A 25,804-nucleotide genomic window follows, 5' to 3' on the forward strand; every position below is an offset into this window, starting at 1 on the left:
AGATTGAACAAAATATTGCCAGTAAAAAGGCTTGTTTTCTATTTTTTTACGAAAAATCTTGTAATTCCAACAACAAAAACAGATGCAGTGAAGCAAAACTTCAATTGCCACGGGCTTCACCCGGTCTGCCAGAGGTAGCTCCATGACCCTTCGTATCGCAATCAATGGCTTTGGCCGCATCGGCCGCAACATCCTTCGCGCACTCTATACCCAAGGCTACCGCCAGGACCTGCAGGTCGTCGCCATCAACGACCTGGGCGACAGTGCGATCAATGCCCATCTGCTCAAACACGACAGCGTCCACGGCAGCTTTGCTGCCACGGTTGAATCCGATCACGAGAGCATAACCGTCAACGGCGACCGCATTGCCGTCAGCGCCATCCGCAATCCGGCGGAGCTGCCGTGGAAAGCCGAAGCCATCGATGTGGTGTTCGAATGCACAGGTTTGTTCACCGAACGCGCCAAGGCAGCCGCCCATCTTACTGCCGGGGCTGGCAAAGTCATTATCTCGGCACCGGCCAAGGGCGCTGATGCCACCGTGGTGTATGGGGTCAACCATGACATCCTGCGCCCTTCGCACCAGATCATCTCCAGTGCTTCGTGCACCACCAACTGCCTGGCGCCGCTGGCCCAGGTACTGCACCGCGAGTACGGTATCGAACAAGGCTTGATGACCACCATCCACGCCTACACCAACGACCAGAACCTGACCGATGTCTACCACAGCGACCCGTTCCGTGCCCGCTCGGCGACCCAGTCGATGATCCCGAGCAAGACCGGCGCGGCCGAAGCGGTGGGCCTGGTGCTGCCAGAGCTGGCCGGCAAGCTCACCGGCATGGCCGTGCGGGTGCCGGTGATCAACGTGTCGCTGGTCGACCTTACCGTCAACCTTGAGCGCGAGGCCACGGCCACGGCAGTCAATGAGTTGTTCAAGGAAGCCAGCCGGCATTCCAAGGTGCTGGGCTACAACAGCCTGCCGCTGGTGTCCTGTGATTTCAACCATAACCCGCTGTCGTCGATCTTCGATGCCAATCACACCCGCACCAACGGGCGCATGCTCAAGGTGCTGGCCTGGTACGACAACGAATGGGGCTTCTCCAACCGCATGCTGGATAACTGCCTGGCACTGTGCAACGCCCGCTAGGATCATCCCTTGTAGGAGCGACCAAGGCAGTACTTGACCAAGGCGCTGATGATAAGCATTATCATTCGCCATGCCATGGTCGGGTACCGCTGTGAGTCAGTCCCAGTTCAACGCCGTTTTCCTCGCGCAGCGCGTCAGCCTGTTGCGTACCCTGCAGCGCATGGTGGATAACCCCAGCACTGCCGAGGACCTGTTGCAGGAGACCTACCTGCGGGTGACCCGCGCCCTTGGCGAACGCCCCATCGAACACCTTGAACCCTTCGTGTTCCAGACTGCGCGCAACCTCGCCCTCGATCACTTGCGCGCACGCCGGGCGCAGTCGCGCAACCTGGTCGACGATGTACCCGAGCAGATCCTGCACAACGTCGCCGCGCCCAGCAGCAGCGCCGAAGACGCCGCCCACGCCGAACAACTGCTCAAGCGCCTGAGCGTCAGCCTCGCGCAGTTGACCGAGCGCCAACAACGGATCTTCATCCTCAGCCGCCTGCATGGCGCCAGCTACCTGGAAATCGCCGAGCAGTTGAACGTCTCGGCAAGCACGGTTCAGAAGGAACTGAAACTGATCATGGCCATCTGTGTGGGGGTAGCCGACCGGCTGCAGTAAACAGCCTGTCGTCGATCGCAGCTAAACCCTTGCCATCCCCATGGATAGCCCCGATCATTCGCGCAAAAGCGCCAACCCGCCAAGGACCCACCCGTGACCGACCGTCCCGCCCCTCGCCCCTCGCCACCTGGCCAAGGCGCCAGTGATCAGGCCATGGACCAGGCTCTGGACTGGCTGATTCGCCTGCAATGCGCGTCGGAACACGATACCCAGGCCTTCGAAGCCTGGCTGGAAGCCGATCCGGCCAATGCCCGGGCCTACGTCGAGGCCGAAGCGATCTGGAACGGCGCGCCGTTGCGTCAGGTTGCCAGCCAGTTGCAACAGGGGCAGCGCCGCACGCTACGCTCACGCATCCGCCCGCACTACAAGCCCCTGGCCGCAGCCGCCGTGCTGCTGGTAGGGATTTTCACCCTTGGCAACCTGCCGCTGCGCCTGCAGGCCGACCACCTGACCGTGGTGGGTGAACGCCAGCGGCTACAGCTGGACGACGGCTCCAGGGTGTTGCTCAACACCAATTCGGCCTTTGCCAGCGACCTGCGCGACAACCGTCAGGTGGCCCGGCTGCTGCAGGGCGAGGCCTATTTCGAAGTGCCCGCCGGTACCCAACCGCCCCTGGAGCTGCAGGCCGGCCCGTTGCGGGCCAGCGTGCGCGACACCGATTTTGCCGTGCGCTACCTCAACGGCGAAGCCCAGGTGCGGGTGCAACGCGGTGACGTCGACCTGCAGGCCAGCAGCGACCAGCGCATTCGCCTGTCGGCGGGCGACAGTATCAGCGTCGGGCCCAACGGTTTCAGCCAACGCGGGCGCCTGGACGCGCAGAAGGACCTGGCCTGGGTCCAGGGCCGCCTGGTATTCGAAAATTGTCCGTTGAGCCAGGTGCTGGCCGAACTGCGCCGCTACTACCCCGGCTGGATCATCAACGGCAATGAGCACCTGGAAAATGTCGCGGTCACTGGCAACTACCGCCTCGACCAACCCCTGGAAACCCTGCGCGCCCTTGCCCACATTACCTCGGCGCAGCTGCACGAATACCCGGCACTGGTCATCCTCAACTGACGCAAAAGTTTTTTTACGCGATCCCGGAAGCTGTTACGTCTCGTTATAGCCAATGCAACTGATTCTTATTTTTGAATCAGCCAGCACCTATAACATTTGCGCGACAGGGAGCGCTTTCGATGCCCACTGGTTTCACTCGTCGGTCTTCAGCCACTTCACCTACCCCCGGCCTGCAGCGTTGCACGTTCTCCCTGTTGACCCTGGCCCTGCTCGCCAGCGGCGCCTGCAGCCTGCCGGCGCTGGCCGCGGAACCGGCCCAGGCCAGTGCCCCGCGGATGGGTGACTACCGCTTCGCCATCAGCCAGCAACCACTGGTGTCGGCGCTCAACGCCTTTACCGCGGTGACCGGCTGGCAAGTGGGCTTCTCCGCTGAACTGGCCGAAGGCGTGGCCTCCCCGGGCGTGCAGGGTTCGCTGAAGCCGGAAGCCGCGTTACAGCAACTGCTGGCCGGCACCGGCTTGAGCTACCGCACCCTCGGCAGCGGCAACGTGGTGATCGAACGCAGCGCCAGCAAGGCCATCGCCCTGCAGCAGATCACCGTCAGTGCCACCCGCAGCGCCCAGGACATCAGCCAGGTGCCGAGCACCGTCAGCGTGCAGACCCGTGAGCAGCTCGACCGGCAGAACGTCAACAGCATCAAGGACCTGGTCCGTTACGAGCCGGGTGTGTCAGTCAGCGGCACCGGGCAGCGCAGCGGCCTGAACGGTTACAACATCCGTGGTATCGACGGTGAACGGATACTGACCCAGATCGACGGCGTGTCGATCCCCGACAGCTTCTTCTTCGGCCCTTATGCCCAGACCCAGCGCAACTACGTCGATCCTGAAATCGTCAAGCGCGTGGAGATCCTCCGTGGCCCGGCCTCGGTGCTGTACGGCAGCAACGCCATCGGCGGCGCGGTCAGCTACTTCACCCTCGATCCCGACGACATCATCAAGCCTGGCCAGGACCTCGGCGCACGCCTGAAGACCGGCTACAGCTCGGCGGATGAGAGCTGGCTGAACTCGGCCAGCGTCGCCGGCCGCCAGGGCGAATTCGACGGCCTGCTGCACCTGAGCCAGCGCAACGGCCATGAAACCGAGTCTTACAGCAGCCACGGCGGCACGGGCCTGGCGCGCACCGCCGCCAACCCCGAAGACGTGCGCACCACCAACATCCTCGCCAAGGCCGGCTGGAACTACGCTGACGACGCGCGCCTGGCCTTCACCTACGAAAGCTACAAGGACGACCGCGACCTGAAGCAGAAGAGCGCCGTGGGCGGGCCGTTCATTCCAGGCTTTGGCGCCATGAACTCGTACCGCGACCGCACCGGTAACGACACCGTGACCCGCGAGCGTTTCGGCATCAACCACGAATTCGCCCTGGGCAGTGTGTTGGCCGACAACATGAAGTGGAGCCTGAACTACCAGATCGGCAAGACCGACCAGCGCACCGAAGAGCTCTACTTCGCGTCGGGCCGCCAGGTGTTCCGTGACCGCCAAACCACCTACAAGGATCGCCAGTGGCTGTTCGACGCGCAACTGGACAAAGCCTTCAGCGTCGGCGCCACCGAGCACCTGCTGACCTACGGCACCACCCTCAAGCACCAGAAGGTCACCGGCTCGCGCAGCGGCACCGGCACCTGCCTGAACGTTGGTGGCGACTGTCAATTCATCGGCCAGGCCAGTGCCAAGGACAGCCAGGCCCTGGTCAGCGATTTCCCCGATCCGACCGTCAACACCTACAGCCTGTTCGCCCAGGACGAGATCCGCTGGAACCAGTGGAGCTTCCTGCCGGGTGTGCGCTACGACTACACCGAACTCAAGCCGCACATGACCGACGCGTTCCTCCGCGGGGTTGGCGCCAGCGCCACCGACCCTGTCGATGACGGCGCCAAGAAATGGCACCGGGTCTCGCCCAAGTTCGGCCTGACTTACGCCTTCAACGACACCTACACCTGGTACGGCCAGTACGCCGAAGGCTTCCGCACGCCAACCGCCAAGGCGCTGTACGGCCGCTTCGAGAACCCGGGCCTGGGCTACAGCGTGCGTGGCAACTCCAACCTCGAACCGGAAAAGAGCAAGAGCTACGAGACCGGTCTGCGCGGCAACTTCGAGGCGGGTAACTTCGATGTCGCGGTGTTCTACAACAAGTACCGCGACTTCATCAACGAAGACGCCGTGCAGGGCAGCAACCTGGGCCAGACCTTCGAAGCCAACAACATCAAGCACGCGACCATCAAGGGTGCAGAGTTCAAGGGCCGCCTGAACCTCGACGCCTTCGGTGCTCCGCACGGCGTGTATACCCAGGGCTCGCTGGCCTATGCCCACGGCCGCAACGACGACAGCGGCCAGCCACTCAACAGCGTCAACCCGCTGACCGCGGTGATGGGCATGGGCTACGAGCAGGAACAATACGGCGCGCTGCTGAGCTGGACCCTGGTCAAGCGCAAGGACCGCGTCGACGACACCACCTTCTTTGCCCCCGACGGCACCAGCAAGCAGTTCCGCACCCCCGGCTACGGCGTGCTCGACCTGACCGGTTTCTACAAGGTCACTGACGACATCAGCGTCAACGCCGGTCTCTACAACCTGACCGACAAGAAGTACTGGCAGTGGGATGACGTGCGCGGCTACGACGGCCTCGGTGAAGCGGCAGTGACCGCCCCGGCCAACCTCGACCGCCTGACCATGCCGGGCCGCAACGTCGCCATCAACCTGGTCTGGGATATCTGACCGAGAACCTGTGGGAGCGGGCTCGACCCGCGATGGGCTGCAAATGCAGCCCCCGCAGGTGAGGTTTTTTTACTGTCACGCGTCTTCTCATTCGTCTAGTCATCAGGCACGCCCATTTCGCAAGGAATCACCATGACCGCCGCTACCACCGCCGAACGCGCCAGCCTGCGTTCGCAACGCTTGAACCAGCTGACCCACGCCCCGCACAGCGAACTGGACGCCCTGGTCAAATCCCACGCGCCGTTCGAAACCCGCGAGAGTTTCGCCCGCTTCGTGGTTGCCCAGTACCTGTTCCAGTCCGAGCTCAAAGCGCTGTACACCGATCCGGCACTGATCGCCATCGTCCCGGACCTGGCCGAACGCTGCCGCGCCGAACAGGCCGGCCTGGACCTGGCGGACTTGAACACCGAGATCCCGGCCGACTTCGCCGGCGCCCTGCAGCGCCCAAGCCTGGGTGAAGCCATGGGCTGGATCTTCGTTTCCGAAGGTTCCAAGCTTGGCGCCGCGTTCCTGATCAAGCGTGCCGTCGGCCTGGGCCTGTCGGACAGCTTCGGTGCCCGTCACCTGGGCGAACCGGCCGGTGGCCGCGCCGAAGGCTGGAAACAGTTCACCCGCATCCTCGACGGCCTGCAACTGAGCGCCGAAGAAGAAGCCAAGGCCGAGCAAGGCGCCGTGGCCGCCTTCGAGCGCTTCACCGAACTGCTCAAACACGCCTATGCAACTGCGCCTAAAGCCGAACTGGCCTGATGCGTCGTACCCGGTTACCCTCGCGGTAACCGGGCCTTGCCCGTGCACACCGACAAGCCCATGACCCGCCCAGCCGCTTCAAAACTCTCACGCCTGCTGTTTGGCCTGCTGGCTTACGTCAGCCTCGGCATCGGCCTGGTGGCGATCGTGATTCCCGGCCTGCCCACCACCGAGTTCATCCTCCTTGCCGCTTGGGCCGCCACCCGCAGCTCGCCGCGCCTGAGCGCCTGGCTGGAAAACCATCGTTTGTTCGGACCGATCCTGAGCAACTGGCGCAACGGCAAGGTGATCCAGCGCCGGGCCAAGGTCAGCGCCACGCTCAGCATGCTGCTGTGCGCCAGCCTCATGCTGGTGTTCCTCGACCATCGCTGGCCGGTGTTTCTCGCCATTGCCGGCATGACCCTGGGCAACCTGTGGATCTGGTCGCGGCCAGAAGCCGCGCCCTTGAGCCTTGACGACCGTTCATCGGCACACACTCATGGCTAAGGCTATAAGGCCGATGAACTGTTATCGCTAAATGGATGTAGCGAATCGAGCCCGTACGGTGGCTCGGTCTCTACCGGCCTGCCTTTTAGCGAGTACGTCCATGTTCGACACGCTCTCGATTCGCCTGAAAATCGTCCTGCTTTCCGGCCTCTGCCTGCTTGGCGTGGTCGCACTCGTCGTCGGTATCAACCTGTATCAATCGCACCAGAGCGATGAACTGGTCGCTGACGCCAGCACCACCATGCTTACCCGCAACGTCCAGGCCCTGCTGCAGGCCCGCGCGGGCGAGAAAGCCGAGATGCTGCGGCGCACCTTCAGCGACAGCCAGACCGTCGTCACCGCCCTCGCCGACCAGGTCCAGGACCTGCAGCAACTGGCCCGTGACCGCGGTCTGAGCGGCGGCGACCTGCGCGAAGCGATCAACCAGAGCCTGGCCACCAGCTTCAAGCGCAACCCCGACGTGCTCGGCATCTGGCTGGCCTTCGAGCCCGACGGCCTGGAGGGCGGCGACAGTGCTTTTGCCAACGACGCCAAGCGCCTGAGCAACGAAAGCGGGCGCTTTGCCAGTTACTGGAGCCGTGCCCAAGGCCAGGCCCTGAACACGGTGATCAGCGATGTCGACCTGAACAAGACCGAGATCAACCTCAGCGGCACGCCCTACAACGTCTGGTACACCTGCTCGCGCAACAGCGCCCGGGCGTGCCTGCTCGAGCCCTACTCCGACACCGTCGGCGGCAAGCAGATGCTGATGACCAGCATCACCATGCCGCTGCTGCACAACGGCAAGGTGATCGCCGTGGCTGGCGTGGACATCTCCCTCGATGCCCTGCAATCCGCTGCCGCCAAAGCCCAGCAGGAGCTGTTCAACGGCGCCGGGCGCTTGATGATCGTCGCCCCCAGCGGCCTGCTGGCCGCTAACAGCAACGATGCCGGCAAGGCCGGCAAACCCATCGACCAGGACGGCCAGCAAGCACTGCAACAGCTCGCCGCCAACCAGCCGCTGATCCTTGAGCAAGGCCAGACCATCCGTGCCGTCAACCCGGTGCAACCGATTGCCGACAGCAAACCCTGGGGCATTCTGATCGACCTGCCCAAGCAGGTACTGCTGGCCGACGCCTCCAGCCTTCAGGCTACCCTCGAAGACGCCCGCACCAGCGGCACCGTCAAGGTGCTGCTGTTCGCCACCCTGGCCGGCCTCGGCGGCCTGCTGCTGATGTGGCTGACCGCCACCGGCGTGACCCGCCCGCTGAACAGCGTGGCGAGCATGCTCGAAGCCATCGCCAGCGGCGACGGCGACCTGACCCAGCGCCTGCGCTATGCGCGCAAGGACGAACTGGGCCGGCTGACCGGCGGCTTCAACCGCTTCCTCGACAAGCTGCAGCCGACCATCGCCCAGATCAAGCAGAGCATCACCCAGGCCCGAGCCACCGCCGACCAGTCCTCGGCGATTGCCCAGCGCACCAGCGAAGGCATGCAGGTGCAGTTTCGCGAGATCGACCAGGTGGCCACCGCCTCCAACGAAATGAGCGCCACCGCCCATGACGTCGCCAACAGTGCCGCCAGTGCCGCCGATGCCGCCCGAGGGGCCGACCGCTCGGCCAAGGACGGCATGGCAATCATCGAGCGCAGCACCCGCGACATTACCGTGCTTGCCGAACAGGTCAGCAAGGCCGTAGGTGAAGTGGAAACCCTGGCGCAGAACAGCGAGCAGATCGGCTCGGTGCTGGAAGTGATCCGCAGCATCGCCGAGCAGACCAACCTGCTGGCCCTCAACGCCGCGATCGAAGCGGCCCGCGCCGGCGAAAGCGGCCGTGGCTTTGCCGTGGTGGCCGATGAAGTGCGCAATCTGGCACGGCGCACCCAGGACTCGGTGGAAGAGATCCGCCAGGTGATCGAACGCATCCAGAGCAACACCCGCGAGGTGGTCGCGACCATGCATTCGAGCCACGGCAAGGCCCAGGAAAACGCCGGGCAGATCCACCAGGCGGTGCAAGCGCTGGACAAGATCAGCGAGGCAGTCACGGTGATCAGCGACATGAACCTGCAAATCGCCAGTGCCGCCGAGCAGCAAAGCGCGGTGGCCGAAGAGGTCAACCGCAACGTCTCGGCGATCCGTGGCGTGACCGAAACCCTGACCGGCCAGGCCGCCGAATCGGCCCAGGTGAGCAGCCAGCTCAACACCCTGTCGTCGCAGCAGATGGCCCTGATGGATCAGTTCAGGGTTTGACCTGGCGCCGCTGATGGTCTGCAATGGCCCTTCTGCTGGAGGGCCATTGATGACCGCGCTACTCGACACCCTTGTCACCGAACTGCAGTTGCCACCGACACTGCTGCATGCCCTGCGCTTTCACGCCAGCGGCGCCCTGCCCTCGACCTTTGCGGTCAGCGAGCTGGCCAGCAGCAGTATTGCCGCCTGTGGCCTGGCCGTGGCCGAACTGCTGCAACGCCAGCTTGATCAACCGCCAAAGGTCGAGGTCGACCGCCGCCTGAGTTCGTTCTGGTTCGCCACCAGCCTGCGTCCGCAAGGCTGGAGCACACCGCCCTTGTGGGACCCGATTGCCGGTGACTACCGCACTGAAGATGGTTGGATTCGCCTGCATACCAACGCAGCTCATCATCGCGCCGCCGCCGAGAAGGTAGTGGGCCGTGCGGCTGACCGTGCACAAATGGCTGACCTGGTTGCGTGCTGGCATGCAAGCGAGCTGGAGAGCGCGATAGTCACCGCTGGCGGTTGCGCCGCGCAAATGCGCAGCTGGCCCGAATGGTCGGCCCATCCTCAGGGCCTGGCAGTGAATGCCGAGCCGTTGATTCACCGCCAACTGGCTCCAGCCTTTACAAGCAGACGCTGGAGCGGTAACGCCGTCCGACCTCTGGCCGGGGTCAAGGTGCTGGACCTCACCCGCATCCTCGCCGGCCCCACCGCCAGCCGCCTGCTGGCTGGCTTCGGCGCTGAGGTACTGCGGATCGACCCGCCAGGCTGGGAGGAACCGGCGGTGGTTGCCGAGGTGACCCTGGGTAAACGTTGTGCGCGCCTGGACTTGCACGATGAGGATGATCGACGGGTGTTTGAACGCCTGCTCAGTGAAGCCGACATTCTCCTGCATGGTTACCGCGCCGATGCCCTCGAACGACTGGGTTACGCCAGCGAACAGCGGCGCCAGCACAACCCCGGGCTGATCGATGTGAGCCTCAACGCCTACGGCTGGAGCGGCCCCTGGCAACAGCGCCGGGGCTTCGACAGCCTGGTGCAGATGAGCTGCGGCATCGCCCATGAAGGCATGCGCTGGCAGCAGGCCGACCAGCCCGTGCCGCTGCCGGTGCAGGCACTGGACCATGGCACCGGCTACCTGATGGCGGCTGCGGCGATCAAGGCGTACAGCGATCGCCTGGGCAGCGGTTGCGGGGCAAGCTTGCACCTGTCGCTGGCGCGCACGGCGAAGCTGTTGATCGATCAGGGCACCGTGGTAGCGGATGTGCCGTTGCAGGCGGAGACGGCGGCGGATCTGAACCCGCTACTGGAGCAGACGCCCTGGGGGACGGCGCGACGGCTGAAAGCGCCGCTACTGGTTGCAGGGGCGCCGCTGGTTTGGGAGCGGGGGGCTTGTGAGCTGGGTTCTGCTGCTGCCTGTTGGTGAATGTGAGGGCCTCTCGCTGGCAAAGCCAGCTCCCGCAGAGTGTGGTACACACCGGTCTACTGTGGGAGCCGGCCTTGCCGGCGATGGGCTGCGACGCAGCCCTGATTAAAGGCTCAACACCCCACTGTACAAGCCATAAGCCGCCAACCCCGCGCCCACCAGCACCGCGGCAAAGATCAGCTTCTCCCAGGTGGTAAACAGCGACTGCCCCTGCTCATGCTTGGCCCGGGCGAACAGGATCACCCCCGGCGCGTACAGCAGCGCTGACAACAACAGGTACTTGAGCCCGCCGGCGTACAACAGCCAGATCGCATACACCAGGGCGATACCGGCAATCACCAAGTCCTTGCGTCGCGCCCCCGGGTGCCCTTCGTACGATTCCCCGCGCACCGCCAGCAATACCGCAAAAGCCGCCGACCACAGATAGGGCACGAGGATCATCGACGATGCCAGGTAGATCAGGCTGGTGTACGTCCCGGCAGAGAACAGCGTGATCAGCAGGAACAGCTGAATCATCACGTTGGTCAGCCACAGCGCATTGGAGGGTACGTGGTTGGCGTTTTCCCTGGCCAGAAAGCGCGGCATGGTCTGGTCGCGAGCGGTGGCGAAGAGAATTTCGGCACACAGCAAGGCCCACGACAGCAAGGCGCCGAGCAGCGACACCGCCAGGCCGATACTGATCAGCAAGGCCCCCCAGGGCCCGACAATATGCTCAAGCACCGAGGCCAGCGACGGGTTCTGCAAGGCCGCCAGTTCCGGCTGGGTCATCACCCCGAGCGACAGCACGTTGACCAGCACCAGCAGGGCCAGCACGCCAAGAAAGCCGACCACCGTGGCCTTGCCGACGTCCGAGCGCTTTGCCGCGCGCCCCGAATAGACGCTGGCACCCTCGATACCGATGAACACGAACACCGTCACCAGCATCATGTTGCGCACCTGGTCCAGCACCCCGCCGAACTTCGGGTTGCTCATGCCCCAGATATCACGGGTGAAGATGTCGGCGCGAAACGCCACGGCGGCAATGACGATGAACATCACCAGCGGCACGATCTTGGCCACGGTGGTGACCTGGTTGATGAACGCCGCCTCCTTGATTCCGCGCAGCACCAGAAAGTGCACCGCCCACAGCAGCAACGAGGCACAGGCAATGGCAATCGGCGTATTGCCCTCACCGAACACCGGAAAGTAGAAACCCAGGGTGCTGAACAGCAGCACGAAGTAGCCGACGTTGCCCAGCCAGGCGCTGATCCAGTAGCCCCAGGCCGAAGAAAAGCCCATGTAATCGCCAAAGCCGGCCTTGGCGTAGGCATACACCCCGGAGTCGAGCTCGGGTTTGCGGTTGGCCAGAGTCTGGAACACGAAGGCCAGCGCCAACATGCCCACCGCCGTGATCCCCCAGCCGATCAGTACCGCACCGACGTCAGCACGTGCGGCCATGTTTTGCGGCAGCGAAAAAATCCCACCGCCGATCATCGAGCCGACCACCAAGGCGATCAACGCACCCAGGCGCAATTTCTGTCCAGGTTCGGACATGCAGATCCCCTTCTGTCTCGTGTTTGTAACGCCAGAGGTACACCCTGAGTTAAATATAAGCTCAGTCTTAGCGTCTATATATATTAAACCACTAAGCGCCCCCTGCTCATAACTAGTACGTCTATGCCTGACGAACTAAACGGTGAGTTTTGTGCACAATTTCCGCCTCTTCAAGCTAATAAGAAATTTTCTCAGGGAAAATTTGCGATTCCCCCAAAACGGACTAGCTTCAATTCTCGCAGCCCCCGCAAGAGCGATTGCTCTAAAACGCCATGGAGGTGCCGGTGGACAAGGCTTGCAGCACTGTGGTCGGCGTACTCCGGGAAGCTGTTTCAGTCATTGATTTGCAATGGAATGTCCTCATGAACTGACCTGAATCAGCTAATGAATTCGCCGCTGGATTTATTCTAGCGCCATCTCTTCTCCTGGTACGGAGTTATTCAATGTCAGACGCTCCCGGAAAACTACGACTTGGTGCGCTGGTTGCACTTGTTGTCGGCTCGATGATCGGTGGCGGGATCTTTTCGCTGCCGCAAAACATGGCCGCAAGTGCCGATGTAGGCGCCGTTCTGATCGGCTGGGGCATCACTGCCATCGGCATGCTGACCCTGGCTTTCGTATTCCAGACGTTGGCCAATCGCAAGCCTGACCTGGACGGCGGGGTGTACGCCTACGCCAAGGCCGGTTTCGGCGATTACATGGGCTTTTCTTCGGCCTGGGGCTACTGGATCAGTGCCTGGCTCGGCAACGTCGGCTACTTCGTGTTGCTATTCAGCACGCTTGGCTACTTCTTCCCGATCTTTGGCGAGGGCAACACCCCGGCGGCGGTCATTGGCGCCTCGGTACTGCTCTGGGCCGTGCATTTCCTGGTGCTGCGCGGCATCAAGGAAGCGGCCTTCATCAACCTGGTCACCACCGTGGCCAAGGTCGTGCCGCTGGCGCTGTTCGTGCTGATCGCGCTGTTCGCCTTCAAGCTGGACATCTTCACCGCTGACATCTGGGGTTCGATGAACCCGGACCTGGGCAGCGTGATGAACCAGGTGCGCAACATGATGCTGGTCACCGTCTGGGTGTTCATCGGTATCGAAGGCGCGAGCATCTTCTCGGCCCGGGCGGAAAAACGCTCGGACGTGGGCAAGGCCACGGTCATCGGCTTCATCACCGTGCTGCTGTTCCTGGTGCTGGTCAACGTGCTGTCGCTGGGCATCATGACTCAACCGGAACTGGCCAAGCTGCAGAACCCGTCGATGGCTGCCGTGCTTGAGCACGTGGTCGGTCACTGGGGCGCGGTACTGATCAGCGTCGGCCTGATCATCTCGCTGCTCGGCGCGCTGCTGTCCTGGGTGCTGCTGTGCGCCGAGATCATGTTCGCCGCCGCCAAAGACCACACCATGCCGGAGTTCCTGCGCCGCGAGAACGCCAACCACGTACCGGCCAATGCCTTGTGGCTGACCAACGCCATGGTGCAGATCTTCCTGGTCATCACCCTGTTCTCGGCCAGTACCTACCTGTCACTGATCTACCTCGCCACCTCGATGATCCTGGTGCCTTACCTGTGGTCGGCAGCCTATGCCTTCCTGCTCGCCCTGCGCAGTGAAACCTACGAACAGGCCCTGGCCGAACGCAAGAAAGACCTGGTCATCGGCGCCATCGCCCTGCTCTACGCGGTCTGGCTCCTGTATGCCGGCGGCGTCAAATACCTGCTGCTCTCGGCCCTGCTCTATGCCCCTGGCGTAATTCTGTTCGCCAAGGCCAAGCGCGAGGTCGGCCAACCGATTTTTACCAACGTGGAGAAGCTGATCTTCGCCGCCGTGGTCCTTGGCGCCCTGGTGGCTGCCTACGGCCTGTACGACGGCTTCCTGACTCTGTAACCACCCGTTTTCGCAACTTGGAGGAAATGAACCATGTCCACGGATAAAGTTAAGTACGGCGTACATTCCGAAGCCGGCAAACTGCGCAAAGTGATGGTCTGCTCCCCTGGCCTGGCGCACCAGCGCCTAACCCCGAGCAACTGCGACGAACTGCTGTTCGATGACGTCATCTGGGTCAACCAGGCCAAGCGCGACCACTTCGACTTCGTCACTAAAATGCGCGAGCGCGGCATCGAAGTGCTGGAAATGCACAACCTGCTGACCGAGACCGTACAGAACCCCGAAGCGCTGAAATGGATCCTCGACCGCAAGATCACCCCGGACACCGTCGGTGTCGGCCTGACCAACGAAGTGCGCAGCTGGCTCGAAGGCCTGGAGCCACGCAAGCTCGCCGAGTTCCTGATCGGCGGCGTGGCCGGTGAAGACCTGCCCGACAGCGAAGGCGCCAGCGTCATCAAGATGTACCGCGACTACCTGGGCCACTCCAGCTTCCTGCTCGACCCACTGCCCAACACCCAGTTCACCCGCGACACCACCTGCTGGATCTACGGCGGCGTGACCCTCAACCCGATGTACTGGCCGGCGCGACGTCAGGAAACCCTGCTGACCACCGCCATCTACAAGTTCCACCCCGAGTTCAGCGGTGCCGACTTTGAAGTCTGGTACGGCGACCCGGACCATGACCACGGCAAAGCCACCCTCGAAGGCGGCGACGTCATGCCGATCGGCAATGGCGTGGTCCTGATCGGCATGGGCGAGCGCACCTCGCGCCAGGCCATCGGTCAACTGGCGCAATCGCTGTTTGCCAAAGGCGCGGTCGAGAAGGTCGTGGTGGCCGGCTTGCCGAAATCCCGCGCCGCGATGCACCTGGACACCGTGTTCAGCTTCTGCGACCGCGACCTGGTCACGATCTTCCCGGAAGTGGTCAAGGAAATCGTCCCGTTCGTCATCCGTCCGGACAGCAGCAAGCCGTACGGCATGGACGTGCGCCGCGAGAACAAGTCGTTCCTCGACGTGGTCGCCGAGTCCCTCAACCTCAAGCAGCTGCGCGTGGTGGAAACCGGCGGCAACAGCTTCGCCGCCGAACGCGAGCAATGGGATGACGGCAACAACGTGGTGGCGGTTGAGCCTGGCGTGGTCATCGGCTACGACCGCAACACCTACACCAACACCCTGCTGCGCAAGGCCGGTGTCGAAGTCATCACCATCAGCGCCGGCGAACTGGGCCGCGGTCGCGGCGGCGGTCACTGCATGACCTGCCCGATCGTGCGTGACCCTATCGACTACTAAAACGACCATCCAACCGTCTGCACCCACGGGTGCAGACGGGCCGATCACCGCTTTCCGTTCACACGAACAGGAGAATCATCATGGCGTTCAACATCCACAACCGTAACCTGCTGAGCTTGGAACACCACACCCCTCGCGAGTTGCGCTACCTGCTGGACCTGTCCCGCGACCTGAAACGTGCCAAGTACACCGGCACCGAGCAGCAGCACCTCAAAGGCAACAACATTGCGCTGATCTTCGAGAAAACCTCGACCCGCACCCGTTGCGCCTTTGAAGTGGCGGCCTACGACCAGGGCGCCAACGTCACCTACATCGACCCTAACTCCTCGCAGATCGGCCACAAGGAAAGCATGAAGGACACCGCCCGGGTGCTTGGGCGCATGTATGACGCCATCGAATACCGTGGCTTCAAGCAGGAAATCGTCGAAGAGCTGGCCAAGTTCGCCGGCGTCCCGGTGTTCAACGGCCTGACCGACGAATACCACCCGACCCAGATGATCGCCGACGTGCTGACCATGCGTGAACACGCCGACAAGCCGATCCACGACATCAGCTACGCCTACCTGGGCGATGCCCGCAACAACATGGGCAACTCGCTGCTGCTGGTCGGCGCCAAACTTGGCATGGACGTGCGCATCTGCGCGCCCAAAGCCCTGTGGCCGCACGACGACCTGGTCGCCCGTTGCAAGAAATACGCGGAAGAAAGCGGCGCACGCATCACCCTCACCGAAGACCCGAAAGCAGCGGTCAAGGGCGTCGATTTCATCCACACCGACGTCTGGGTATCGATGGGCGAGCCGGTTGAAGCCTGGGGCGAACGCATCCAGCAACTGCTGCCGTACCAGGTCAACGCCGAGCTGATGAAAGCCACCGGCAACCCGCGGACCAAGTTCATGCACTGCCTGCCAGCGTTCCACAACTCCGACACCAAGGTCGGCAAACAGATCGCCGAGCAGTACCCGAACCTGGCCAACGGTATCGAAGTGACCGACGACGTGTTCGAGTCGCCTGCCTGCATCGCCTTCGAGCAAGCGGAAAACCGCATGCACACCATCAAGGCGATCCTGGTCTCGACCCTGGCTGACCTGTAATCCATTCAGGGAGCGAACCTTCGCTCCTGTGGGAGCCGGCTTTGCCGGCGATGGTATCGGCGCAGTACCCGTTACTGCGCGGTGCCTGAATCGCTGGCAAAGCCAGCTCCCACAAGAGCTTCGCTGCCAACGCTAAAAGGACATCATCATGCGTATCGTTGTTGCATTGGGCGGCAACGCCCTGCTGCGCCGTGGCGAACCCATGACTGCAGACAATCAGCGCGCCAATATCCGCATCGCCGCCGAGCAGATCGCCAAGATTCATCCGGGCAACGAGCTGGTCATCGCCCACGGTAACGGCCCGCAAGTCGGTCTGCTGTCGTTGCAGGCGCAATCCTACAAGCCGGACGAAGCCTACCCATTGGACGTGCTCGGTGCTGAAACCGAAGGCATGATCGGTTACATCATCGAACAGGAGCTGGGTAACCTGCTGGACTTCGAAGTGCCGTTCGCCACTCTCCTGACCCAGGTGGAAGTGGACGCCAACGACCCGGCCTTCAAGGACCCGACCAAGTTCATCGGCCCGGTCTACAGCAAGGAAGACGCCGAGCGTCTGGCCAAGGAGAAAGGCTGGGTGGTCAAGGCCGACGGCGATAAATACCGCCGGGTGGTGGCCAGCCCCAAGCCCAAGCGCATCTTCGAGATTCGCCCGATCAAATGGCTGCTGGAAAAGAGCAGCATCGTTATCTGCGCGGGCGGCGGCGGCATCCCGACCATGTATGACGCCGAGCGCAAGCTCAAGGGCATCGAAGCGGTAATCGACAAGGACCTGTGCTCGGCGCTGTTGGCCGAACAGCTCGAAGCCGACCTGCTGGTGATCGCCACCGACGTCAATGCCGCATTCATCGACTACGGCAAGCCGAGCCAGAAGGCCATTGCCCAGGCGCATCCGGACGAGCTCGAACGCCTCGGCTTCGCCGCCGGCTCCATGGGCCCGAAAGTCCAGGCCGCTTGCGACTTCGCCCGCCATACCGGCAAAGTGGCGGTCATCGGTTCGCTGGCTGACATCGAGGATATCGTCAAGGGTACCGCCGGTACCCGGGTGAGCACCTCGAAGCCTGGAATCAGCTACCGTTGAATGCAGTGGGCGGGCTTGAGGGCCCGCCATTTTCAACCTTCCGGAGGATTGCACCATGGCCCAGTTTCAACCTGGTCACGTCCATATCGAGCGCACCGCACTGAACCAGAATGATCACAGCTACGACCTGAACATCAATTACGAAGTGGCGCAGGACCCCAGGGAAGGTCGAGGCATTCAGTTCCACATGCATGGCAACATCGAAGGCAAGCCGGTGGACGAAAAATTCTTCCTGGCCAAAGATCAGGTCCTCCCCAGTTTTCTCAGCCTTACCACACGCAAGGCCCAGAGCTACCTGCCAGCGCCGAAGAAGTTCGAGAGCCTCGGGTCGCCACACAAGATCTATGACCTGATGTTCGAAGATATTCGGACTCAGCTGAATATGAAGTCTGGCGACTCGGTCAAGCCAGAACATCTGGAATAGCCTTCGGGCCTCATCGCGGGGCAAGCCCGCTCCCACCCAGGTAGGAGCGGGCTTGCCCCGCGATTGCGCTGAACAGCATACTGGCCGCCTTCGGCAGCCTTGAACCCCTCCCCCCATGCGCATCCACGTCAGTTTCATCGACCGCGTCGGCATCACCCAGGAAGTGCTGGCCCTGCTCGGCGCCCGCAACCTCAACCTGGACGCTGTGGAGATGGTGCCGCCGAACGTCTATATCGACGCCCCGACCCTCAGCCCCCACGTGCTCGAAGAGCTGCACGACGCGCTGTTCAACGTGCACGGCGTGCAAACCGTACAAGTGGTCGACATCCTCCCCGGCCAGCGTCGCCACCTGCAGCTCGATGCCTTGCTGGCGGCGATGAGCGACCCGGTGCTGGCCCTCGACAGTGCCGGCCACGTGTTGCTGGCCAACCCGGCACTGGTGGCACTGTGCGGGCAGGAACCGTCCGACCGTTCGGTGGCCGACCTGTTTGGCGACCCCGGTTTGCTCGAAGCCTTGATCGAACAGGGCTTTCATCTGCCCTTGCGCGAAGTGACCCTCAACGGCCAGACCCTGCTGCTCGATGCCACACCGATCACCAATGCCGGCGCCCTGCTGACCCTGTACCAGCCCAACCGCATCGGTGAACGGTTGTCGGCGCTGCACCATGATCACGCCGAAGGTTTCGATGCGCTGCTGGGTGATTCGCCGCCGATCCGCACCCTCAAGGCCCGCGCCCTGCGCGTCGCAGCCCTGGATGCGCCGCTGCTGATTCACGGCGAAACCGGAACCGGCAAAGAGCTGGTGGCGCGCGCCTGCCACGCCATCAGCAGCCGTCACAACGCGCCCTTCCTGGCGCTCAACTGCGCGGCGCTGCCGGAGAACCTGGCCGAAAGCGAACTGTTCGGCTACGCCCCCGGCGCCTTTACCGGCGCACAACGGGGCGGCAAGCCGGGGCTGATGGAGCTGGCCAACCAGGGCACGGTGTTTCTCGACGAGATCGGCGAGATGTCGCCGTACCTGCAAGCCAAGCTGCTGCGTTTTCTCAACGATGGCAGCTTTCGCCGGGTCGGCGGCGACCGTGAAGTGAAGGTCAACGTACGGATCCTCAGCGCCACCCACCGCGACCTGGAAAAGATGGTCGCCGAAGGCACCTTTCGCGAAGACCTGTTCTACCGCCTGAACGTACTCAACCTGCAGGTGCCGCCACTGCGCGAGCGCGGCCAGGACATCCTCCTGCTGGCGCGCTACTTCATGCAACAGGCCTGCACCCAGATCCAGCGCCCGCTGTGCCGCCTGGCCCCGGCCACTTACCCTGCGCTGCTGGGTAACCGCTGGCCGGGCAACGTGCGCCAGTTGCAGAACGTGATCTTCCGTGCCGCGGCCATCAGTGAAAGCAGCCTGGTGGACATCGGCGACCTGGACATCGCCGGCACCTCGGTGGCCCGTGGGCATGACGCTGAAGTCGACAGCCTGGAACAGGCAGTGGAAGACTTCGAACGTAACCTGCTGGCCAAGCTCTATATCAGCTACCCCTCAACCCGCCAGTTGGCCAGCCGCCTGCAAACCTCGCACACCGCCATTGCCCATCGCCTGCGCAAATACGGCATTCCGACCAAGCCCTGACTACCTGTATCAAAATCACTACACCGTAACGATATCAATACAGAACAGTTTCAGGGCCGCAGTGCAAGGTTCTGATCCACTTGCGCTTTTTTTCCCGCCTTCGGGCGTAGCGATTTCGCTACAGCCAACCGGAGCGCTCGCCCTCATAAATACATAACCTATTGTTTTATAACGATATTTAATAGATGGCCGCAATATTGCTATGGCATTACTCATCCCTGGGCTCATCTGAGCCACGCCCACAGCCGTCCCCTGCGGCCCTTGAGGAGTTTCCATGAGCGAGTTGCGTTTTACCGAAGATCACGAATGGCTGCGTAGCGAAGCGGACGGCAGCGTCACCGTCGGGATTACCGCCTTCGCCCAGAACGCCCTGGGCGATGTGGTCTACGTGCAACTGCCAGAGCTGCAACGCTACGAGCAAGGCGCCGAAGCCTCGACCGTCGAATCGGTCAAGGCCGCCAGCGGCGTGTACATGCCCCTGACCGGCGAAGTGGTAGCGGTCAACGACCAGCTTGAAGGCAACCCCGAGCTGGTCAACGAAGACCCGCTGGGTGAAGGCTGGTTCTTCCGTTTCATCCCGACCGACGCCGGTGCCGTCGCGCAACTGCTCGACCAGGACGCCTACGACCGTCTGATCAAAGCCAACGCTGACGCCTGAGGAGCCGCCATGACCATCAACCTCGGCACTGCCAACGAATTCATCGCCCGCCACATCGGCCCACGCCAGCGCGATGAGCAACACATGCTCGCCACCCTCGGTTTCGACTCGCTGGAGGCCATGAGCGCTGCAGTCATTCCTGACAGCATCAAGGGCACCAGCGTCCTTGAGCTGGGCGCAGGGCAAAGCGAAGCCGACGCCCTGGCCTCGCTCAAGGCCATCGCCGGCAACAACCAGTTGTTCAAGAGCTTCATCGGCCAGGGTTACTACAACTGCCACACCCCGGCACCGATCCTGCGCAACCTGCTGGAAAACCCGGCCTGGTACACCGCCTACACCCCGTACCAGCCAGAGATTTCCCAGGGCCGCCTGGAAGCGCTGCTGAATTTCCAGACCCTGATCAGCGACCTCACCGGGCTGCCGATCGCCAACGCATCCTTGCTCGACGAAGCCACCGCCGCCGCCGAAGCCATGACCTTCTGCAAGCGCCTGAGCAAGAACAAGGGCAGCCACGCCTTCTTCGCTTCCGTGCATTGCCACCCGCAGACCCTCGACGTACTGCGCACCCGTGCCGAACCACTGGGTATCGAGGTAGTGGTGGGTGATGAGCGTGAATTGAGCGATGTCAGCGCCTTCTTTGGCGCCCTGCTGCAATACCCGGCCAGCAACGGTGAAGTGTTCGATTACCGAGAGCTGGTCGAGCGCTTGCACGCGGCCAATGCCCTGGTCGCCGTGGCTGCCGACCTGCTGGCCCTGACCCTGCTGACCCCACCGGGCGAATTCGGCGCCGACGTGGCCATCGGCAGCGCCCAGCGCTTCGGCGTGCCGCTGGGTTTCGGTGGCCCGCATGCGGCGTACTTCTCGACCCGCGACGCGTTCAAGCGCGACATGCCGGGCCGTCTGGTCGGCGTGTCGATCGACCGCTTCGGCAAGACCGCCCTGCGCCTGGCCATGCAGACCCGTGAGCAGCATATCCGCCGCGAGAAGGCCACCAGCAACATCTGCACCGCCCAGGTGCTGCTGGCCAACATCGCCAGCATGTACGCCGTGTACCACGGCCCGCAGGGCCTGAAGCAGATCGCCGAACGCACCCATGCACTGACCGCGATCCTCAAGGCCGGCCTGCAGCAGTTGGGCGTGAAGGTCGAAGTCGAGCACTTCTTCGACACCCTGACCCTGGCCACCGGCAGCGCCACCGCCGCCCTGCATGACCAGGCTCGCGCCCAGCGCCTGAACCTGCGCCAGATCGACGCCCAGCGCCTGGGCCTGTCGCTGGATGAAACCAGCACCCAGGCCGACGTCGAAGCGCTGTGGCAGTTGTTCGCCGATGCTAAGGCCACGCCAGACTTCGCCGCCCTCGCGGCCCGCGTTCAGGCGCAATTGCCTGCCGCCCTGCTGCGCCAGTCGGCGATCCTCGAGCACCCGGTGTTCAACCGCTACCACAGTGAAACCGAGCTGATGCGCTACCTGCGCCGCCTGGCCGACAAGGACCTGGCCCTGGACCGCACCATGATCCCGCTGGGCTCGTGCACCATGAAGCTCAACGCTGCCAGCGAAATGATCCCCGTGACCTGGGCCGAGTTCGGCAACCTGCACCCGTTCGCACCGGCCGAGCAGAGCCAGGGCTACCAGCAACTGACCAGCGAACTGGAAGCCATGCTCTGCGCCGCCACCGGCTATGACGCCGTGTCGCTGCAGCCCAACGCCGGTTCCCAGGGCGAGTACGCAGGCCTGCTGGCGATCCGCGCCTACCACCAGAGCCGTGGCGAAGCGCGCCGCGACATCTGCCTGATCCCCTCCTCGGCCCACGGCACCAACCCGGCTACCGCGCACATGGCCGGTATGCGCGTGGTGGTCACCGCCTGTGACGCCCGTGGCAACGTCGACATCGACGACCTGCGCGCCAAGGCCATCGAGCACCGCGAACACCTCGCTGCGCTGATGATCACCTACCCCTCGACCCACGGCGTGTTCGAAGAAGCCATCGGCGAGATCTGCGCGATCATCCACGACAACGGCGGCCAGGTGTACATCGACGGCGCCAACATGAACGCCATGGTCGGCCTCTGCGCACCGGGCAAGTTCGGTGGCGACGTTTCGCACCTGAACCTGCACAAGACCTTCTGCATTCCTCACGGCGGTGGCGGCCCGGGCGTCGGCCCGATCGGCGTCAAATCGCACCTGGCGCCGTTCCTGCCCGGCCATGCGCACATGGACAACAAACAGGGCGCGGTCTGCGCCGCACCGTTCGGCAGCGCCAGTATCCTGCCGATCACCTGGATGTACATTCGTATGATGGGGGGGGCCGGGCTCAAGCGCGCTTCGCAGATGGCCATCCTCAACGCCAACTACATCGCCCGCCGCCTGGAAGAGCACTATCCTGTGTTGTACACCGGCAGCAACGGCTTGGTGGCGCACGAGTGCATCCTCGATTTGCGCCCCCTCAAGGACAGCAGCGGGATCAGCGTCGATGACGTCGCCAAGCGCCTGATCGACTTCGGCTTCCATGCCCCGACCATGTCCTTCCCGGTGGCCGGCACGCTGATGATCGAACCGACCGAAAGCGAGTCTAAAGAGGAACTGGACCGTTTCTGCGAGGCGATGATCCGCATCCGTGAAGAGATTCGCGCGGTGGAAAGCGGTAGCCTGGACAAGGACGACAACCCGCTGAAGAACGCCCCGCACACCGCCGCGGAAATCGCCGGTGAATGGAGCCACCCGTACAGCCGCGAGCAGGCGGTGTATCCGCTGGCGTCGCTGGTGGAAGGCAAGTACTGGCCACCGGTCGGCCGGGTCGACAACGTCTTCGGCGACCGCAACCTGGTCTGCGCCTGCCCGTCGATCGAGAGCTATCAGGACGTCTGAGTCCGGCCTGATGGCCTAATCGCTGGCAAAGCCAGCTCCCACAGGTTCTGGAAATACCAAAGAACCCTGTGGGAGCCGGCCTTGCCGGCGATGCTCCTCCCCAACAACGAGGGTACGACCATGTCACTAAGTGTCTTCGACCTGTTCAAGATCGGCATCGGCCCCTCCAGTTCCCATACCGTCGGCCCGATGCGCGCCGCCGCGCGCTTTGCCGAAGGCCTGCGCCGCGACGACCTGCTGGCCGCCACGGCGTGCGTCAAGGCCGAGCTCTACGGCTCGCTCGGCGCCACCGGCAAAGGCCACGGCAGCGACAAGGCCGTGCTGCTTGGCCTGGAAGGCGAACATCCGGACACGGTCGATACTGAAAGCATTCCCGCCCGCCTGCAGGCCATCCGCAGCAGCGGCCGGCTCAAGCTGCTCGGCGAGCACGCCATCGACTTCGTCGAAAAACAGCACCTGGCGATGATCCGCAAACCCCTGGCCTTTCACCCCAACGGCATGATCTTCCGTGCCTTCGACGCCGCCGGTTTGCAGATTCGCAGCCGCGAATACTACTCGGTGGGCGGTGGCTTTGTGGTCGATGAGGACGCGGCTGGCGCTGATCGCATCGTCGAAGACAGCACCGTGCTGCCCTACCCGTTCAAGACCGCCAAAGAGCTGCTCGGCCATTGCACCGCACAGAACCTGTCGATCAGCCAGATCATGCTCGCCAACGAGGCGGCCTGGCGCCCGGAAGGAGAAACCCGCAGCGGCCTGCTGCACATCTGGCAAGTGATGCAGGACTGCGTGTCCGCCGGTTGCCGCAACGAAGGCATCCTGCCCGGCGGGCTCAAGGTCAAGCGCCGTGCCGCAGCGCTCTACCGTCAGCTGTGCAGCAACCCGGAGGCCAGCCTGCGCGATGCGTTGTCGGTGCTCGACTGGGTCAACCTGTATGCCCTGGCCGTCAATGAAGAAAACGCCTTTGGCGGACGCGTGGTCACCGCGCCGACCAATGGCGCCGCCGGTATCGTCCCGGCAGTGCTGCACTACTACATGCGCTTTATCCCGGGCGCCAATGACGACGGCGTGGTGCGTTTTCTGCTCACCGCCGCCGCCATTGGCATCCTCTACAAGGAAAACGCCTCGATCTCCGGCGCCGAAGTCGGTTGCCAGGGCGAGGTTGGCGTTGCCTGCTCAATGGCCGCCGGCGCCCTGTGCGAGGTCATGGGCGGCACTGTGCAGCAGGTCGAGAACGCCGCCGAGATCGGCATGGAGCACAACCTGGGCCTGACCTGCGACCCGATCGGCGGCTTGGTCCAGGTGCCCTGCATCGAACGCAACGCCATGGGCTCGGTCAAGGCGATCAATGCGGTGCGCATGGCCCTGCGCGGTGACGGGCAGCACTTCGTCTCGCTGGACAAAGTCATCCGCACCATGCGCCAGACCGGCGCCGACATGAAAAGCAAATACAAGGAGACCGCCCGCGGCGGTCTGGCCGTCAACATCATCGAATGCTGACACCCTCTCAAGCCCCAAGGAGTCATCAATGTCCACCGAAACACTGCTCAAGACCCCGCTGCACGCCCTGCACCTGGAACTGGGCGCGCGCATGGTGCCGTTCGCCGGCTACGACATGCCGGTTCAGTACCCGTTGGGGGTGATGAAAGAACACCTGCACAGCCGCGAGCAGGCCGGCCTGTTCGACGTTTCGCACATGGGCCAGATCCGCCTGAGCGGCGCCGGTGCCGCCAAGGCCCTGGAAACCCTGGTGCCGGTCGACATCATCGACCTGCCGGTGGGCATGCAGCGCTATGCCATGTTCACTAACGATCAAGGCGGCATTCTCGATGACCTGATGGTCGCCAACCTGGGCAACGACGAACTGTTCCTGGTGGTCAACGCCGCCTGCAAGGAGCAGGACCTGGCGCACCTGCGCAAGCATATCGGCGACCAGTGCCAGATCCAGCCTCTGTTCGAGGAGCGCGCCCTGCTGGCCCTGCAGGGCCCGGCAGCGGTCAAGGTGCTGGAGCGCCTGGCGCCAGAAGTGGCAAAAATGACCTTCATGCAGTTCCAGCCGGTGCAACTGCTGGGCGCCGGCTGCTTTGTCAGCCGCTCGGGTTATACCGGTGAAGACGGTTTCGAGATTTCCGTGCCGGCCGAAAACGCCGAAGCACTGGCCCGCCGCCTGCTGGCCGAAGCGGAGGTAGCCGCCATTGGCCTGGGCGCACGCGATTCGCTGCGCCTGGAAGCCGGCCTGTGCCTGTACGGCCATGACATGAACAGCCAGACCACGCCAATCGAAGCCAGCCTGCTCTGGGCCATTTCCAAGGTGCGCCGGGCCGATGGCGAACGTGCCGGTGGTTTTCCCGGTGCCGAGGCGATCTTCGCCCAGCAGCAAAGCGGCGTTGCCCGTAAACGCGTGGGCCTGCTGCCGCAGGAACGCACCCCGGTCCGTGAAGGTGCTGAAATCGTCGATGAGGCGGGCACGGTAATCGGTAGCGTCTGCAGTGGCGGCTTTGGTCCGTCATTGAATGCGCCGGTGGCCATGGGCTACCTGGATGCGGCCCATATCGCCCTGGAAACTCCGCTGTGGGCCATTGTTCGCGGCAAGCGCGTAGCGATGAAAGTCAGCAAGATGCCGTTTGTTGCCCAGCGTTACTATCGCGGCTGAATCGTTACTTGAAACTCGGTGTCATGACGCGTTCGGATTTTCGAATCCGAACGTGGTTTATAACTTTCGAAAAGCCTTGCAACACCGCTTGGAATGAGCCGGAAGCAATCGACCGAACGGCCGCTAAAAGGCACAGCAGCAGCGGTCTGCAGGGCTTGTTTTTGTCTTCAAAGTTAGCGTATTGTCTGTGCACTGTGTTTGCATGGGTCGCTATGGTTCGTGACCTGGGCAGTAGCTCTGATGTTTGCTACACCCGTTCGACGTCTCTTACTTTCCTGCAACCCAGCCCAGTACTCTTTCATTTGGAAGAAGCTGTTACTAATTCTAAGTTTCA

General features: G+C 63.1%; 19 protein-coding genes. 18 read left to right on the forward strand and 1 reads right to left on the reverse strand.

What is annotated here, in order from left to right; translation table 11 throughout:
* Nucleotides 1-142: 142 nt before the first annotated feature.
* The 8 genes from gap to NLX68_RS08405 all read left to right on the forward strand — a co-directional run bounded on the left by gap (nucleotide 143) and on the right by NLX68_RS08405 (nucleotide 10,386).
* Nucleotides 143-1,144: a type I glyceraldehyde-3-phosphate dehydrogenase gene (gene gap, locus NLX68_RS08370; RefSeq protein ID WP_010220178.1), complete on the forward strand. Its 1,002-nt coding sequence runs from the start codon at nucleotides 143-145 to the stop codon at nucleotides 1,142-1,144.
* Between the two features lie 91 nt (nucleotides 1,145-1,235).
* On the forward strand, nucleotides 1,236-1,748 hold the full coding sequence (locus NLX68_RS08375; protein ID WP_010220179.1) for an RNA polymerase sigma factor: 513 nt from the start codon (nucleotides 1,236-1,238) through the stop codon (nucleotides 1,746-1,748).
* Between the two features lie 93 nt (nucleotides 1,749-1,841).
* Nucleotides 1,842-2,804 (forward strand): FecR domain-containing protein, encoded by a 963-nt coding sequence (locus NLX68_RS08380; RefSeq protein WP_254283617.1) that lies wholly within the window; start codon nucleotides 1,842-1,844, stop codon nucleotides 2,802-2,804.
* Between the two features lie 119 nt (nucleotides 2,805-2,923).
* Nucleotides 2,924-5,518 (forward strand): TonB-dependent receptor, encoded by a 2,595-nt coding sequence (locus tag NLX68_RS08385; protein ID WP_254283619.1) that lies wholly within the window; start codon nucleotides 2,924-2,926, stop codon nucleotides 5,516-5,518.
* A gap of 132 nt (nucleotides 5,519-5,650) precedes the next feature.
* A complete protein-coding gene (locus tag NLX68_RS08390; protein WP_254283620.1) occupies nucleotides 5,651-6,265 on the forward strand; it encodes a biliverdin-producing heme oxygenase in 615 nt (204 codons plus the stop codon).
* Nucleotides 6,266-6,325: 60 nt separating this feature from the next.
* On the forward strand, nucleotides 6,326-6,751 hold the full coding sequence (locus tag NLX68_RS08395) for a YbaN family protein (RefSeq protein WP_010220184.1): 426 nt from the start codon (nucleotides 6,326-6,328) through the stop codon (nucleotides 6,749-6,751).
* 100 nt (nucleotides 6,752-6,851) lie between these two features.
* Nucleotides 6,852-8,978 carry a methyl-accepting chemotaxis protein gene (locus NLX68_RS08400; protein WP_254283622.1) on the forward strand — a complete coding sequence of 709 codons (2,127 nt, stop codon included), beginning with the start codon at nucleotides 6,852-6,854 and terminating at the stop codon, nucleotides 8,976-8,978.
* Nucleotides 8,979-9,027: 49 nt separating this feature from the next.
* On the forward strand, nucleotides 9,028-10,386 hold the full coding sequence (locus NLX68_RS08405; RefSeq protein WP_254283623.1) for a CoA transferase: 1,359 nt from the start codon (nucleotides 9,028-9,030) through the stop codon (nucleotides 10,384-10,386).
* A gap of 105 nt (nucleotides 10,387-10,491) precedes the next feature.
* On the opposite strand, the gene arcD (NLX68_RS08410) is transcribed toward NLX68_RS08405, so the two are convergent.
* Nucleotides 10,492-11,919, reverse strand: coding sequence for an arginine-ornithine antiporter (gene arcD / locus NLX68_RS08410; RefSeq protein WP_254283624.1), 1,428 nt, complete (start codon nucleotides 11,917-11,919; stop codon nucleotides 10,492-10,494).
* A gap of 443 nt (nucleotides 11,920-12,362) precedes the next feature.
* Here arcD (NLX68_RS08410) and arcD (NLX68_RS08415) point away from each other — a divergent pair, with 443 nt between their 5' ends.
* The 10 genes from arcD (NLX68_RS08415) to gcvT all read left to right on the forward strand — a co-directional run bounded on the left by arcD (NLX68_RS08415) (nucleotide 12,363) and on the right by gcvT (nucleotide 25,470).
* Nucleotides 12,363-13,790 carry an arginine-ornithine antiporter gene (gene arcD / locus NLX68_RS08415; protein ID WP_010220188.1) on the forward strand — a complete coding sequence of 476 codons (1,428 nt, stop codon included), beginning with the start codon at nucleotides 12,363-12,365 and terminating at the stop codon, nucleotides 13,788-13,790.
* 33 nt (nucleotides 13,791-13,823) lie between these two features.
* Complete coding sequence (gene arcA, locus NLX68_RS08420; RefSeq protein WP_010220189.1) at nucleotides 13,824-15,080, forward strand: arginine deiminase; 1,257 nt, start codon at nucleotides 13,824-13,826, stop codon at nucleotides 15,078-15,080.
* Nucleotides 15,081-15,160: 80 nt separating this feature from the next.
* On the forward strand, nucleotides 15,161-16,171 hold the full coding sequence (locus NLX68_RS08425) for an ornithine carbamoyltransferase (RefSeq protein ID WP_010220190.1): 1,011 nt from the start codon (nucleotides 15,161-15,163) through the stop codon (nucleotides 16,169-16,171).
* Nucleotides 16,172-16,319: 148 nt separating this feature from the next.
* Nucleotides 16,320-17,249 carry a carbamate kinase gene (arcC, locus tag NLX68_RS08430; RefSeq protein ID WP_010220191.1) on the forward strand — a complete coding sequence of 310 codons (930 nt, stop codon included), beginning with the start codon at nucleotides 16,320-16,322 and terminating at the stop codon, nucleotides 17,247-17,249.
* Between the two features lie 55 nt (nucleotides 17,250-17,304).
* Nucleotides 17,305-17,673 carry a DUF5064 family protein gene (locus NLX68_RS08435; protein WP_010220192.1) on the forward strand — a complete coding sequence of 123 codons (369 nt, stop codon included), beginning with the start codon at nucleotides 17,305-17,307 and terminating at the stop codon, nucleotides 17,671-17,673.
* Nucleotides 17,674-17,788: 115 nt separating this feature from the next.
* Entirely contained in the window at nucleotides 17,789-19,297 is a 1,509-nt protein-coding gene (locus tag NLX68_RS08440; RefSeq protein WP_254283625.1) for a sigma-54-dependent transcriptional regulator, read from the forward strand.
* A 274-nt stretch (nucleotides 19,298-19,571) separates the two neighbouring features.
* Complete coding sequence (gene gcvH / locus NLX68_RS08445) at nucleotides 19,572-19,955, forward strand: glycine cleavage system protein GcvH (protein WP_254283626.1); 384 nt, start codon at nucleotides 19,572-19,574, stop codon at nucleotides 19,953-19,955.
* Nucleotides 19,956-19,964: 9 nt separating this feature from the next.
* Nucleotides 19,965-22,820, forward strand: a complete 2,856-nt coding sequence (gene gcvP / locus NLX68_RS08450) for an aminomethyl-transferring glycine dehydrogenase (RefSeq protein WP_254283628.1) — start codon at nucleotides 19,965-19,967, stop codon at nucleotides 22,818-22,820.
* A gap of 120 nt (nucleotides 22,821-22,940) precedes the next feature.
* Nucleotides 22,941-24,317, forward strand: a complete 1,377-nt coding sequence (locus NLX68_RS08455; RefSeq protein ID WP_254283629.1) for an L-serine ammonia-lyase — start codon at nucleotides 22,941-22,943, stop codon at nucleotides 24,315-24,317.
* Between the two features lie 28 nt (nucleotides 24,318-24,345).
* The gene (gcvT, locus tag NLX68_RS08460) at nucleotides 24,346-25,470 is read left to right on the forward strand and encodes a glycine cleavage system aminomethyltransferase GcvT (protein WP_254283630.1); all 1,125 of its coding nucleotides are present in this window, start codon (nucleotides 24,346-24,348) and stop codon (nucleotides 25,468-25,470) included.
* The last annotated feature ends 334 nt before the right edge of the window (nucleotides 25,471-25,804 follow it).

The sequence above is a fragment of the Pseudomonas sp. SBB6 genome (assembly GCF_024213215.1).
Taxonomy (GTDB): Bacteria; Pseudomonadota; Gammaproteobacteria; order Pseudomonadales; family Pseudomonadaceae; genus Aquipseudomonas; species Aquipseudomonas donghuensis.